Source organism: Mesobaculum littorinae (genome assembly GCF_004011175.1).
Classification (GTDB): Bacteria; Pseudomonadota; Alphaproteobacteria; order Rhodobacterales; family Rhodobacteraceae; genus Tranquillimonas; species Tranquillimonas littorinae.
In genome coordinates, this window is record NZ_RQXX01000007.1 from 38831 (window position 1) to 52261 (window position 13431).

16 protein-coding genes are annotated in these 13431 nt (G+C 70.0%); 6 read left to right on the forward strand and 10 right to left on the reverse strand.

Features of this window, described 5'->3' with window-relative positions:
• Positions 1–2: 2 nt before the first annotated feature.
• A complete protein-coding gene (locus tag EKE94_RS16125; protein ID WP_127907664.1) occupies positions 3–485 on the forward strand; it encodes a flagellar biosynthesis repressor FlbT in 483 nt (160 codons plus the stop codon).
• The gene (locus EKE94_RS16130) at positions 482–1303 is read left to right on the forward strand and encodes a DUF1217 domain-containing protein (RefSeq protein WP_127907665.1); all 822 of its coding nucleotides are present in this window, start codon (positions 482–484) and stop codon (positions 1301–1303) included. Before EKE94_RS16125 ends, EKE94_RS16130 begins: the two co-directional genes overlap by 4 nt.
• On the opposite strand, the gene EKE94_RS16135 is transcribed toward EKE94_RS16130, so the two are convergent.
• Genes EKE94_RS16135 through fliF form a run of 7 tightly spaced genes read right to left on the reverse strand, consistent with a single transcriptional unit; the run spans position 1294 to position 7405 of the window.
• Positions 1294–2235 (reverse strand): hypothetical protein, encoded by a 942-nt coding sequence (locus tag EKE94_RS16135; protein ID WP_127907666.1) that lies wholly within the window; start codon positions 2233–2235, stop codon positions 1294–1296. The two genes, EKE94_RS16130 and EKE94_RS16135, sit on opposite strands and share 10 nt — an antisense overlap.
• Positions 2232–3269, reverse strand: a complete 1038-nt coding sequence (locus EKE94_RS16140) for a flagellar motor switch protein FliG (RefSeq protein ID WP_127907667.1) — start codon at positions 3267–3269, stop codon at positions 2232–2234. Before EKE94_RS16140 ends, EKE94_RS16135 begins: the two co-directional genes overlap by 4 nt.
• On the reverse strand, positions 3251–3745 hold the full coding sequence (locus tag EKE94_RS16145; RefSeq protein WP_127907668.1) for a hypothetical protein: 495 nt from the start codon (positions 3743–3745) through the stop codon (positions 3251–3253). Before EKE94_RS16145 ends, EKE94_RS16140 begins: the two co-directional genes overlap by 19 nt.
• Positions 3745–4620, reverse strand: a complete 876-nt coding sequence (gene fliP / locus EKE94_RS16150) for a flagellar type III secretion system pore protein FliP (protein ID WP_127907669.1) — start codon at positions 4618–4620, stop codon at positions 3745–3747. Before fliP ends, EKE94_RS16145 begins: the two co-directional genes overlap by 1 nt.
• Positions 4604–5068 carry a FliM/FliN family flagellar motor switch protein gene (locus EKE94_RS16155; protein WP_127907670.1) on the reverse strand — a complete coding sequence of 155 codons (465 nt, stop codon included), beginning with the start codon at positions 5066–5068 and terminating at the stop codon, positions 4604–4606. The genes fliP and EKE94_RS16155 overlap by 17 nt, the downstream gene beginning before the upstream one ends.
• Positions 5061–5732 (reverse strand): FliH/SctL family protein, encoded by a 672-nt coding sequence (locus EKE94_RS16160; protein ID WP_127907671.1) that lies wholly within the window; start codon positions 5730–5732, stop codon positions 5061–5063. The genes EKE94_RS16155 and EKE94_RS16160 overlap by 8 nt, the downstream gene beginning before the upstream one ends.
• The gene (gene fliF, locus EKE94_RS16165; protein WP_127907672.1) at positions 5732–7405 is read right to left on the reverse strand and encodes a flagellar basal-body MS-ring/collar protein FliF; all 1674 of its coding nucleotides are present in this window, start codon (positions 7403–7405) and stop codon (positions 5732–5734) included. The genes EKE94_RS16160 and fliF overlap by 1 nt, the downstream gene beginning before the upstream one ends.
• Before the next feature lie 144 nt (positions 7406–7549).
• Here fliF and EKE94_RS16170 point away from each other — a divergent pair, with 144 nt between their 5' ends.
• The 4 genes from EKE94_RS16170 to EKE94_RS16185 are packed head-to-tail and all read left to right on the forward strand — an operon-like array spanning position 7550 to position 10088.
• Complete coding sequence (locus EKE94_RS16170; protein WP_235856066.1) at positions 7550–8164, forward strand: flagellar basal body-associated FliL family protein; 615 nt, start codon at positions 7550–7552, stop codon at positions 8162–8164.
• A gap of 7 nt (positions 8165–8171) precedes the next feature.
• Positions 8172–9116: a FliM/FliN family flagellar motor switch protein gene (locus EKE94_RS16175; protein ID WP_127907673.1), complete on the forward strand. Its 945-nt coding sequence runs from the start codon at positions 8172–8174 to the stop codon at positions 9114–9116.
• Entirely contained in the window at positions 9106–9453 is a 348-nt protein-coding gene (locus tag EKE94_RS16180; protein ID WP_235856067.1) for an NUDIX hydrolase, read from the forward strand. The genes EKE94_RS16175 and EKE94_RS16180 overlap by 11 nt, the downstream gene beginning before the upstream one ends.
• A complete protein-coding gene (locus EKE94_RS16185; protein ID WP_127907675.1) occupies positions 9450–10088 on the forward strand; it encodes a MotE family protein in 639 nt (212 codons plus the stop codon). Before EKE94_RS16180 ends, EKE94_RS16185 begins: the two co-directional genes overlap by 4 nt.
• Before the next feature lie 140 nt (positions 10089–10228).
• Here the strand turns inward: EKE94_RS16185 and EKE94_RS16190 are convergent, their stop codons facing one another.
• The 3 genes from EKE94_RS16190 to flhB form a co-directional block, all read right to left on the reverse strand.
• Complete coding sequence (locus EKE94_RS16190; protein WP_127907676.1) at positions 10229–11386, reverse strand: MFS transporter; 1158 nt, start codon at positions 11384–11386, stop codon at positions 10229–10231.
• On the reverse strand, positions 11379–12143 hold the full coding sequence (locus EKE94_RS16195) for a DeoR/GlpR family DNA-binding transcription regulator (RefSeq protein WP_127907677.1): 765 nt from the start codon (positions 12141–12143) through the stop codon (positions 11379–11381). The genes EKE94_RS16190 and EKE94_RS16195 overlap by 8 nt, the downstream gene beginning before the upstream one ends.
• Before the next feature lie 163 nt (positions 12144–12306).
• Positions 12307–13431 carry a flagellar biosynthesis protein FlhB gene (flhB, locus tag EKE94_RS16200; protein WP_127907678.1) on the reverse strand — a complete coding sequence of 375 codons (1125 nt, stop codon included), beginning with the start codon at positions 13429–13431 and terminating at the stop codon, positions 12307–12309.

Below are 13431 nucleotides of genomic sequence, written 5' to 3' on the forward strand. Positions count from 1 at the left end.
GCATGGCCCTCAAGCTGACGCTCAAGCCCGGCGAACGGGTGGTGGTCAACGGCTGCGTCATCCGCAATTCGGACCGGCGCCACGTGATCACGATCGAGAACCGCGCCGATATCGTGCGCGGTCACGATCTGCTTGAGGCGGATGGCGAGGTGACGCCCGTCCGCAAGGTCTATTTCCTGATCCAGAGCGTCCTGATCCAGTCCGAGCTGCGCGATACCGTCGTGCCGCTGATCCAGCGCCAGCTGGCCGCGCTGGTCACCGTCTTCGGCCAGCCCAGCATGGGGCGGATCTTCGAAGCCGCCAATTTCGTCAGCCAGTCCGACTACTACAAGGCCATGCGCGCCCTGCGTCCCGTGCTCGACCACGAGCAGGAGGTGCTGAGCTATGCCCGGGCAGGGGCCGCGATGGGCGACCCCACGCCTGACGCAACGACAGACGTCATGACCGACCCTGCGACCGACCCCACGCACGAGACGACGCCGTGATCCCGCTGGGCGGGCTCGACACGCGCACCGCGATGCGCCTGACCGACGCCACGCGCGAGACGCAGCTGGAGCTGATCGAGAAGCGTCCGCAGCACGCCCGCGCGATCGACGCCTTTCGCGCCCGCATCGCCGATATCAAGACGCCCGCCGCCCTGGTCGAGGATGCCGAGGTCTACGGCTTCGTCATGCGCGCCTTCGATCTGGAGGACCAGATCTTCGGCAAGGCGATGGTGCGCGAGCTTCTTGAAAGCGACATTGCCGAGCCTCGGGCGCTGATCAATCGGCTGACCGACTCGCGTTTCCGCGAGATGTACCGCGAACTGGGGTACGAATCCGACGGTTCGGGGTCGTGGAACGCCTCGTCGCGCTTCTGGCAGGAGAAGATGGTCGACCGGTATGTCGAGCGGATCTTCATCAACCAGACCGCCGAGCAGAACGACAGTGTCGCCACGATCCTCGATTTCCGCAGCAAGGCGTCGGATATCGACACCTGGTACGACGTGCTGAAGGACAAGGACCTGTCGATCTTCATGCGCCGCGCGCTGGGAATACCGGACGAGGCCGTGCAGATGGATATCGATTCTCAGGTCGCGTACTTCAAGCGCAAGTTCGACCTGAAGCAGATCGCCGATCCGGCCGAGATGCAGAAGCTTGAACGCAAGTATGCCATCGTCACGGATGCGCTGGACCAGCGGGCCGTCGGGGCCAACGCGGCGGTGCAGATGCTGTCGCAGGCGGTGCGCGGGCGGTCGGGTTTCGTGCCGCAGACCATCGACATCACCGCCATCTCGGCCCTGCCGCGCCGGCCCTACGGCTGATCCGGGGCCGCCTGCATCCGGTGGCTCAGCCGCACCGGGTATCCCAGCTCTCCCGTCAGCCGCGCGGCCGAGACATCGAGATCGCGGAGCAGCAGGTCGGGCAGCGGTCGCGCGCTCGTCACCTCGATATCCAGCCCCGCCGAGGTCCAGGCTGCCTTCAGCCGCAACTGGCCGGTGACGGGAAACTCGGCCTCGACATAGACCTCTAACCCTCCGTGGCCCTCGGGCGGCGGGGTGTCGCGGCGGCGGCCCCAGCGGGCGCTGTGCAGCTGCCCGTCCGAAAAGAACGGCATCACCCAGCGCAGCCACCCCGGTTCGGCCGTCTCGCCCCGGTCCGAGGGGGCCAGCGCCAGCGCCGCGGCCTCGGCCACCCGTCCCGCGGGCGCCACGCCGGTGCGTGCGCGGGGGCCCCGTCCAGCGGCCAGCCGGCGGAGGTGGCATTGCGCGGCGGCCACGGGAAAGAGCCCCGCGATCAGCGCGAAGGCGGGCGAAGTCGTTGCGGGAAAGAGCGCGGCGAGCGCGGGTGCAGGCGCGCCGTAGGGCGCGATCGGCACCGGCGGCGGCAGCTCTGAGGGGGCCAGTCGCGGCAGCGGCGGGGCCGCGTCGCCCACCCCCCGCGCCGCGGCGGTGATCTGCGGCGGGGCAGGGGGGTGCGGGTCGGCGGCCCGCGTGGCGGGGTCGGTCGCGGTGGCGGGGGCGAAATTCGCCTGTGTCCCGTCCAGCCGCAGGCGTACCACCGCGCCGATATCCGCCGTGGCGCCGGGCGCGGAGATCAGCAGCGATCCCTGCGGCGTCGCCAGTCGGATCACGCCGCCGGGAAAGCTTTCGATCACCCGCCCCGTGACCCAGCCCTGCCGGGCGGGATGCTGCGGCGACAGGGCCGAGATCAGTCGCGCCCCCGCAACGCCGCCGCCCTCGGGCGCCGAGGTCATTCGATCAGCTCGTCGTCTTCGCTGTCGGGCAGTCGGATGATCTCCTGCTCGGCCAGGTCCTTGGCCAGGTCGACCAGCACCGACTGCGCCTGCCGCACGTCGCGGCCGCGGACCGGGCCCATGATGCCCATCTCCTCGACCAGCATGTCGCGCGAGCGCTGCGGCAGGGCCTGCAGGAACTGGTCGCGCAGCTCCTTCTTGGCCCCGCGCAGTGCCAGGGGCAGCGTGTCGCCATCGGCCTGCCGCATGATCTGCGCCAGCGCCGAGGGGTCCAGCTTGCTCAGGTCGTCGAAGGTGAACATGCGCTGCTTGATCGCGTTGAAGGGCTCGGGCACCCGCTCTTCCAGCGAGGTCGAGAGCGTGTCGAACAAGTCCCGGTCGAGCCGGTTGAAGAGGTCGGCCATGCGCTGCTGCAACTCGGCCGAGGTCGGCTGCGAGGCATCGGCCATGATGTCGGACTTCAGCGTTTCCTCGATCTGGCGCATCATCGCCTGCGGCACCGCCTCCATCGAGATCATGCGCTCGATGATGTCCTCCATCCGCTGCGGTCCGAGAAGCGGCAGCACCCGGGCCGCCACGTCGGGGGCGACGTTGGACAGGATCGCGGCGGCGGTCTGATCGTGCTCCCCGCGCAGGTAGTTCGCGATCACCGTTTCGTTCAGCGCGCTGAACTCGGCCCACATGTTGGTTTCCTTGGCCGGCCCGCGGGCGTCGGCCAGAAGCTGGGTCACCTGGTCCTCGGGCAGGAAGCCGCGCAGCAGCGTCTCGGCCGTCGCCGCCGACCCCACCACGCCCGACCCGTTGCGCACCGCGTCCGAAAACGCACCCATCACCGCCTCGACCTTCCCGGCCTCGATCACGCCAAGCGAGGTCATCGCCCGGGTGATGCGCTGGATCTCGCGCTCGTCCAGCCGCTTCATCAGTTCGGAGCCGCGCTTTTCGCCCAGGCAGAGAAAGACGATCGCGGCCTTCTCGGCCCCGGACAGGCGGCGTTCCTTCTGGCGCTCGGGGCGTCTCAGGCTGGATAGGGCCATGCGGCGTCTCCTTCGTCGGGGGCGGTTCGGCCCGGGGCGGGTGTGTCGGGGTGGGGGGCGGTCGCGGTGGGGGCCACGGCGTCGGAGGTGGCCGCGCCTGCGCCGTCGGCGCCGAAGGCGTCGCTGCCAAGGTTCCTGCCAAAGTCCGTGCCGGAGTTCATGCCGGAGTCCATGTCGGCGCACGTGTCGTCCGGGGGCGCGCCAGCCGGTTTCCGGGCCGTGTGGCGGGCAACGTCCTGCAGCAGCGTGGCGAGCGTCAGGATCAAGGGCGCCGCCTCGGCCGGATCGGGTGCGGCGCGGCCGCCAGCCTGCGGTCCCGGGGCGGCCGGGTTGCCCAGGGCCGCGACCAGGCGGGCCATCGCCGCAAGGTCGGTCAGCGCGACGCCGCTGGCCTGCGCGCGGGCCATGATCTCGGCCCCCAGCGGGTGGTGGCGCAGTTCGGCCGCCAGCAGATCGTCGATTGCGGGCTCGGCCATCACCCGCCTCCGCCCAGCGGCAGGTAGCTTTCCATCAGGCTGCCGGCCAGCATGTACCAGCCGTCGATCAGCACGAAGAAAATCACCTTGAACGGCAGCGAAATCAGGACCGGCGGCAGCATCATCATGCCCGCGCTCATCAGCACGCTGGCGACGATCAGGTCGATCGCCACGAAGGGCAGGTAGATCAGAAACCCGATGGTGAAGGCGCGGCGCAGCTCCGAGATCATGAAGGCGGGGACCAGTTCGCGCCACCCGGCTTCGGCCGCCGTCTCGGGCGCCACGAGCTCGGCCTCTGCATCCCCGCCGGCGCGTTGGGCGATGCCCTGGAACAGGGCATAGTCGCGCGGGCGGGTATTGACGAACATGAAGGTTTTGAAAGGCTCCGCGATCTCGACCAGCGCGTCGTCTTCGGCGATGGCATTGTCGATCAGCGGCGCCATGCCGTTGGTCCAGGCGTCCTCGAATACCGGCTGCATGACGAAGAAGGTCATGAACAGCGCCATCGCGTTCAGCACCATGTTGGGCGGCGTCTGGTTCAGCCCCAGCGCCGAGCGCAGCATCGAGAAGACGATGACGAAGCGCGTGAAGCTGGTCATCACCACCAGAAGCCCCGGCGCGATCGACAGGATCGTCATCAACGCCAGAAGCTGCAGGATCCGGCCCGAGAGGGACGGGCCGCCGTCACCACCGCCGCCGCTTCCGTCGGCCAGCTGCGACAGCCCGTCCGACAGCGCGCCCAGGAAATCGCCGCCCGCCTCCTGCGCCAGCGCGGGCGCGGCGATCAGACCCAGCGCAACACAAAACGCCCCGCCGGCAAACCGACGGGGGGCGCGGATGTGCAGCAGTGCCGGGACGTCAGATCTCCGAGACATAGTCCTTCACGATTTCGGTCAGGGTCACGCCCAGACGGTCCTCGCCCACCTTGACGAGATCGCCGCGCGCGATCAGCCGGTCGTTGATCACAAGGTCGACGGGCGCGCCGATCTTCTTGTCCAGCTCGATGACCGACCCGCGCGATAGCTCCAGCAGCTGCGAAATCGGCATGCGGGCATGGCCCAGCACGATCTGCACGTTGAGGCCCACGTTCAGCATCGCGTTGATGTTGCGCCCTGCCGCGGACTGGCCCGCGGCGTGGCCCGCGGTCAGGCTTTCGATTACCGTGGGCTCTTCGCCGGCCGCTCCGGTCGCGGGGCTGGTGGGGGCGTCGAGATCGGGAAAGACGCTGGTGTCGCTGCCGCCGGTCCGGGCGGCGGGCGTCGCGGCCTTGTCCGTGGTGCCGGGGGCGCCGTCGGCGGGCGAGGGGGTCTTGTCGTCAGGCATGTTCTTGTCTCCGCGCCGCGCGTGTCGTCTCGAAACTCTCCTGCCGGTCGCGCACGGCATCGAGGATGCGGTCGCAGATCTCGGCAAAGCTGTATTCCATGAAGCCGTTGTCCCAGGTCATCCGCGCATCGCCCTCGGCCAGGTCCGGGTCGGCAGAGAGGTCGAGCGTGCCGATGAGCGTCTCGGCCACTATCGCCTCGATCTGCGGACCCAGCGCGTCGCGCGCGGCGGGGGCCAGTGTGATGCGCAGCACGGGCGAGCCCAGGGCGTAGCGGATCGTGCGTTCGATCTGCTGCAGCGCCCGGTCACGGGCGCGGTGGTCGATCAGTTCGGGGAACACCTTTTCACAGACCGAGACCGTGAAATCGAGCACCTGCGCCTCGAGCGCGGCGCGATGTTCGGCCGTTCCGGCCAGAAGCGCGTCGACCTGCGGCTGGATTGCCGAAATCGCCTCCGCGTGCCGGGCCAGCAGCGTCTGGCGTGTCTCGTCGCGTCCCTCGGTCCGGCCGACCTCCTTGCCCGCCGCGTGGCCGGCCCGATAGGCGCGGGCCACGGCCTCTTCCAGCTCTTCGGGCGTGTGGCGGGCGCGGGCGTCGTGGACGCGCCGGGCTTCCTCCTCGGCGCGCTCCAGATCGAAATCGCGTTGGAATACGGGATGCGTCATCAGTCCTCCGCCAGCCAGCTGCGCAGCACGCGCAGCGCTTCATCGGGATTGCGTTCGGCAAGCTCGCCCATCTCCTCGATCCGTCCGGCCGCCACGTCGCCCGCGACCGAGGCCAGCCGAACGGTCTCGCCGCCCGGCGTTTCCGGGTCGAGCACGGTCTGCCGCGGCGCGGGCGAGGGGAGGGCGGCCGGGCCGCCGGCGCCCGTCCGTTCGGGTGCGGCAAGCTGCGAGCGTTGCGCGCCGCCTTCCAGCGCCTCGACCGGGGCGCCGGCCAGCGCCAGATGCCCGCCTCCGGCGCTGCTGGCCAGCGCGCGCAGGGGTTTCGAGCCGAAGGCCATGATCAGCGCGATCACCGCCAGGGCAAAGAGCGACCGCAGGATGGTCATCAGGTTGTCGGTCAGGATCTGCGACACCGACCGACCCACCGGGTCGCCCACATCCATCGAGTAGTCGATGAAGCGCAGGCTATCGATCGACACCGTGTCGCCGCGCGTCTCGTCGAACCCGATGGCCGAGCGGACCAGCGCCGCGAGCCGCTCCAGCTCTTCGGGCGCGCGCTCCTCGTAGGCGACGTCGCCGCCCTGCGCGACGTTGTAGATGCCGTTGACCAGCACCGCGACCGACACACGCTCGATCTCGCCGGGTTCGCGGGTGCTTTCGCGTTCGGTGCTGCCGATCTCGTAGTTGACGATCTCGTCGGTGCGGTTGCGCGAATTGCTGGCGCCCGCGCCTGCGGGCTCGGCCAGCGCCTCGGGCAGGTTCTGGCCCACGTCGACACTGCCCGCCGCCGCATCGCGATCCTCGATCTCTTCCTCGCGGGTCTCGACCGAGCGGGCGACCTGCTGGTCGGGGTCGAAGCTGCGCGACACCGTGCGCTGGCGTTCGGTGTTCAGATCGACGCTGACCTGAACGCGCGCGTTGCCCGCGCCGACCCGCGCCGTCAGGATCTGGTTGATGTTGCGCGCCAGCCGCTCTTCGATCGACGCGCGGGTCGATTGCAGCGTGACCTCGGCGGCGCCGACGCCGTCCTCGGCCAGGATCGTTTCGCCGCTGGCCGACAGGACCGTCACCCGGTTGCCGCTGAGATCGGCCACCGCCGAAGCGACGAGCGCGCGGATCGACATCGCCTGCCGCATCGAGATGTCGTGGCTGGCGCTCCCCCGCACGATGACCGAGGCCGAGGGTTCGGGCCGGTTGCGCGAAAACGCCTCGCGCTCGGGCAGGACAAGGTGGACGCGCGCGGCGTCGATACCCTCGATCGTCTGGATCGACCGCGCCAGCTCGCCCTCGAGCGCGCGCAGGCGGTTCACCCGCTGCAAGAAGGTGTTCATCCCCAGGCCGGTCGAGTCGTCGAAAAGCTCCCACCCCGGGACGCCTTCGTTGGGCAGGCCACGGTCGGCCAGCGCCATCCGGGCGCGCGCCAGGTCGTCCTGCGCCACCGAGATCGAGCTGCCGTCCGCCGAAAGCTGCGCCGTCATCCCCGCCTGTTCCAGCGAGGACAGGATCTCGGACGCGCTGGAGGGGCTCAGCTGCGAATAAAGCGGCACGTAGGTCGGCGCCAGCACGGTGTTGAGCCCGACCAGAAGCGCCAGCATCAGCCCCGCCCCGGTCGCGCCGAGCGCGATCAGCCGGCCACGCCCCAGGCCCATGAGGTTATCGATCAGTGATTTCACGCCTGCCCCGGTTTCTATGGACCGTTTTGTATGAACCTAGGGACACACTTCATGGAAAGGCAAGAATAGTTTGGTTAGTACTTGCCACGAAAAATCAACGTTGCGATATTGCCAGCATCGATCCATGACAATTCTTGAGCAGCCATGAGCGTCGCCTCCGAGGACATGACATCCGGCCCCACGGCGGCCCCTGCGGGGGGTGGCGGGCTGCGTCGTGCGGGGATGCTGGCACTGGTCGTGCTGCTCAGCCTCGCCGCGCTGGCGGGTGGTCTGGCCGCGGCACTCGGGCCGCAGGCCGCGCTGGGACTGCTGGGTCTGGGCGGCGGCAATCCCGCCGCCGAAGCGGCCGCAGGGCAGGCCACGGACGCAGACGCCGCCCCTGGGGATAGCCATGCCGCAGGTCACACCGACGGCCATGGTGCCGCCGCAGGACCCGCGCCGCTGACGCTGATGCCGTTCGACGAGATCATCGTGAACGTCACGGACGTCACCGCCACCGGCCGCCGCACAAGCCGGTTCCTGAAGCTCGACGCCGTCCTCGTCTACGACGAAACGGTCGACGGCGCCGGTCATGTGGCGGCGCGGCAGGTCTATATGCGTGACGCGTTCCAGGACTACCTGCGCCAGCTCACCGTGCGCGACCTGCAGGGCTCGGCCGGGCTCTACGATCTGAAATCCGAACTTCTGCGCCGCGCCCGGGCGATCTCGGGCAGCGAGGCGCCGTCCGAGATCCTGATCTCGGACCTGATAATCCAGTGAGGCGGGGATGAGCGTGCAAACCACCCTGAACGCCGAAGGCGAAAGCGTCGAAGAGCACATCATCCGGCTGTCGAAGCTCAGCTACGAGCGCCTGCCGATGATGGAGGTGGTGTTCGAACGCTACCTGCTGACGCTTGCCCCCGCGATCAAGAGCCTGTGCGCCGCCGCGACCGAGGTGACTCTGGACGATTTCGCCTATCTCTCCTGCGGTGAGGCGCTGGAGGGTCTGGCCTCGCCCAGCTTCCTCGCCGTGACCGAGACGGACAGCTGGGACGGGCCGGTGCTTCTGGCCGTCGAACCCGAGCTGCTGTTCTCGGTCCTCGAAATCCTGCTGGGCGGCCGGTCCGCCCGGGCGCGCGAATGGACGCCGCGCAGCTTTACCGCGATCGAGAAACGGATCGGCACCCGGCTGTGCGAAACCGCGCTTTCCGCGCTGTCCGAAAGCTTTGCCCAGCTGAACAAGGTCGATTTCCGCATCGACCGGCTGGAAAGCCTGCCGCAGTCGACGATGCTGGCCGCGCCGTCGACCCCCTGCGTGCGCGTCACGCTGAACGTGCGGCTTGAGGATCGCGGCGGGCGGATGTCCTTTGTCCTGCCCTACAACGCCTTCGAATCCGTGCGCCCCCTCTTCACGCAAAGCTTTCTGGGCGGCCAGCTTGGCGGTGATTCCAGCTGGCGCGCCCTGCTGACCGACAAGCTGCAGGAAACCGAGGTCACGCTGGCCGCGGTGCTGCACGAGGTGCACGTGCCGCTGACGCAGGTGCTGGACTGGGCGCCGGGCCAGACGCTCGACCTCGGCATTCTGGCCGACCAGGCGGCGACGGTCAGCTGCAACGGAATGGTGATGTTCCGCGGCGAGATGGGGCGCCGCCGCAACGGCGCCATCGCGCTCAAGATCACCGAGGAACTGGCCCAACTGAACGAGGGACATGATGATGAACATGCTGATTGACGGACTGATCCTCGCCCTCCTCGCGGGCACGCTGGCCTATGCGTGGCTGGTCGACCGGCGGGTGCGGGTGCTGATGCAGACGCTGCGCGACCTGCAGCCGATGGTCGGCGAGTTCTCGGCCGCGGTGGATAAGTCCGAAAGCTCGGTCGATCACCTCCGCTCGGTCGCGCGGGAGATGGCCGAACGCCAGGCCCGCGCGGGCGCGGCCCCCGCAAGTCCCGCGCCTGCCGCCGACAGGGCCGAGCGGCGCATCGTGCCGCCCGGCGTCACCCGCGTGAACGGCAAGGCCGATCTGGTGCGCAGCTTCTTCGAAGCCACCCGCGGCGGCCAGACATGAGCCGCCTGCGCCTGGTCATCGGCGCGCTGGCGCTGGCCGGTGTCGCCAAGGGGGCGGTCGCGGTCGCCGAATGGGGCGACGTGACCGGCGGCGCCCAGGCGCTCAGCTTCGTGCAGGCCGCCGTCGCCTCGGCCCCGGATCCGGCGCCCGACCCTGTCGCTGCCGCCGCGCAGCCGATCCCCACAGCCGCGCCCGCCCAGTGCGAGACGCCGGAGGAGATGCTGGCCGCGATCGAGGCAGAGCGCGTGCTGCTGGACGAGCAGAAAGAGCGGATCACCAGCCGGCAGACCGAGCTTGACCTGACGGCCGAAAGCGTGGCGACCGAAACCGCCCGGCTCGACGCGCTGAAGGGCGAGCTCGAGGGCCTCTTGGCGCGGGTCGAGGCCGCGCATACCGCCGATCTCGACCGGCTGGTGCAGCTTTACCGCGCGATGAAGCCCAAGGAGGCGGCCGGCATCATGAACGAGCTCGACATCGAGGCGACCGTGATGATCTTCGGCACCATGGCCGAACGCGACGCGGCGGATATCCTGGCCGCGATGAACCCGGTGCGGGTGCGCGCGATCTCGAAGATCATCCTCGAACGCTCTAAACTGCCCGGTGACCAGAAGCTCGAAGGCGTGCGGCTGCAATAACCGCGCGCCTCTCGTCCTGCGGTCCGGCCCCTCCCCGCCACCTGCCGTCTCGCCGAAGCCCGCCCACGGGGGAGCCCCTTCAATCTGACAGGCCCGCCCGTCAAGGCGCCCATCACGGCGCCCGACCCGGCGCGCGGGCCTCAGCCCTCGGCGGGGGCCATCGCCCGGCTCATCGCGACGATGACGCAGGCCAGGGCCACGAGGATGCCGAAGGCCGCCCGCAGCGAGGTCATGTCGGCGGCAAAGCCGATCACCGGCGGGCCCAGCAGCATGCCGCCATAGCCCAGCGTCGCGACGCCCGCGATGGCGCGGCCCGCCCCGGTGCCGGGCTCGGCGGCCGCGCGCGAAAACGCCAGCGGCATCACCACGGCATAGCCCACCCCCGCCAGCAGGAACCCGGACAACGCCACGCCCAGCCCGGCGGGACCGAAGGCCGGGCTGGCGATCACCAGCGCCACGCCCCCCGCCGCGGCCAGGCCCGAGGCGCGCGTCGCCCCGGCGGCGCCCAGCCGGGCGATCATCACCGCGCCCGACAGCCGCGTCGCGACCATCGCGACCGAGAACACGGCGTATCCCAGCGCGGCCTCGGCCCGGCTGGCGCCGAGCACCCGGTCGATGAAGACCGCCGACCAGTCGGCCATCGCGCCTTCGCCCACAGACCCCGCGGCGGCGACGAGGCCCACCAGAGCCAGCGCCCCGCGGGGCAGGGTGAACAGCACCCCACCCGGCGCCGGCGCGGTGCGCGCCGACTCCCATGGGCGCGAGGCCATCGCCAGCGCCACCGCCGCAAGCAGGGTGCCCAGGATCACCGCATGCGGCAGCGGCCCCAGCCCCGCGTTCACCGCGGCATAGCCCGATGCAGCCCCCAGGCCCGCGCCCAGGCTGTACATCGCGTGGAAGACGGGCATCAGGTGGCGCTTCACCTGCCGCTCGACCTCGGCCCCCCACGCGTTCATCGCCACGTCGAGCCCGCCATGCGCCGCGCCGAACAGCAAGAGCCCCAGCGCCGCAAGGGGAAAGCTGGGCGCCGCGCAGACGCAGGCCAGAAGCACCGGGTAGGCCACCGCCGCAATGCGCGAGGTGGCGGCGGCGCCCAGCCGGTCGCTGGCCTGCCCGGCAAAGGGGAAGGCGAGGATCGCACCGCCCGCGAGGCACAGCAGCAAGAGGCCCAGCCTGTCCTCGGACAGCTCCAGCCGGTCGACGATCGCGGGAATGCGCGACGCCCAGATGCCGAAAAGCCCCCCGTTAAGCAGGAACATCGCCGAGACGGCAAAGCGCGGGGATCGCAGGTCAGGCATGGGTGATGTCCAGTCCGGAGGAGGAAAGCGGCGCGGCGGCTTCGGCCGTCGCATCGGTGACGAGCCCGGCAAGGGCCCGCAGCGGCAGGGTGCGGTGCCGGGCGCGGCGGCCCAGCTTGGTAGCATCGGCCAGCACCAGCGTGCGCTGCGCCGAGAAACACAGCGCCTGCTTGACCCGGCTTTCGAGCAGATCGTCGCTCGACAGGCCGAAATCGGGGTCGAGACCGCAGGCCCCCAGCACCGTGACCTCGACCGCCAGCGCCTGCAGCGCGGCCTCGCAGGGCTCGCCCACGGCAATGCCGCCGCGCAGGCTGAGATGGCCGCCAAGCAGCATCACCTCGACCCCGCGGGACTGGCAGGCAACGGCGACGTGCGGCGAAGGCGTGACGACCAGTCGCCCCGGGTGCGGCGGTAGCCGCCGGGCCAGCGCAAGGACGGTCGTCCCCCCATCCAGCGCCAGGGTCGAGGCGCCGGCGATCAGGGGCAGGGCGGCCTCGGCGATGCGGTCGGCGGCGGCGCTGCCCACGCGCTCGGCCAGCGGCGCGGCGGGGACGGCTGCCGGCACCGCGCCGCCGCGGACGCGACGGGCTGCGCCGTCCTCCTCAAGCCGGATCAGGTCGCGGCGGACGGTGTCGAGAGAGATGTCGAACTCGGCCGCAAGCTCGGCCGCGACAAGGCGACCGGTCTGGGCCAGCCGGGACCGGATCAGATCCTGCCGCACATCGGGGTTGTTCAGGTCCATTGCATAAAGCCGCATATTATTGCACAAAGACGCATTATATTGCAAAACGCCGTACTGCAAGTCGAAAGTCCCCGACCGCGCCGACACAGGCGCCGCCCGCGGCTTGCGCGCGGGGGATGACCGATCGGCCGCCGCGTGGCGCGCAGGCCATCGGGGCACGTCGACACCGTTCGGGGGGTCAGTCGTCGTCGAGCCTCAGCTCGGAACCCTTGGGCGGGGATCTACGGATATCGCGTTGCAGATCCATGACATAGCCGATGATCTCGGCCACCGCCTGCCAGTATTGCATCGGCACCTGGTCGTCGACCTCGACCGTGTCGTGCAGCGCCCGTGCCAGGGGCTTGTTCTCGACGATCGGCACCTCGTTGTCGCGCGCGATCTCGCGGATCTGCCGGGCCATCAGGTCGGCGCCCTTGGCCACGCAAACGGGCGCGGTATCGGCACCGGGGGTATAGCGCAGGGCCACGGCGAAATGGGTGGGGTTGGTCAGGATCACGCTGGCCGTGGGCACCGCCTGGGCGATGCGCTGGCGGGCCATGCGGCGGCGGATGTCGGCGCGGCGGGCGCGGACCTGCGGGTTGCCCTCGCTTTCCTTGTGCTCGTCGCGGACCTCCTGCAGCGTCATCCGCTGTTTCTTGATCCATTGCGACCGCTTCCAGATGATGTCGAAGATCGCGATGGGAACAAGGAAGATCGTCGCCGCGATCAGGATCACGGCGATCGCCCGGCGGGCATAGTCCGGCAGGCTTTCAGGCAGCATGCCTTCGCCCGTGACGACCCCGCCCAGGTAGCGCTGCGCCACGATCCCGGTGATCGCGCCGATCACCAGAACCTTTCCCACGCTCTTGGCGAACTCGACCAGCGCATCGGCCGAGAACAGGCGTTTCAGCCCGCTGGCCGGGTTGAGCTTCGAGAATTTCGGCCGGATCCGTTCGGTGGCGACAACGGTTTCGCCCTGGATCAGCACGCCGAAAAGCGCGGCGATCACCATGATCAGAAAAAGCGGCGCAACCGCGACCGCCACGCTGCGTCCGAGCCCGCCCATGACCTGGCCCGCGTCGGCCAGCCCCGCGGCCCCGGCGCCGATCTCGATTTGCCCGGCCGACACGAAGGGCCCGGACAGGGCGCGCGATAGGTCCGGGATAATCGAGGGGATCACGAAGACCGTCAGCACGAAGAGCGAGAACACCGTCATCATCGTGCCGACCTCGCGCGAGGAGGGCACGTCGCCCTTCTGCCGCGCCTTGCGCAGGCGCTGCTCGGTCGGTTCCTCTGTCTTGTTGCTCTTGTCCTCGTCGGCCAT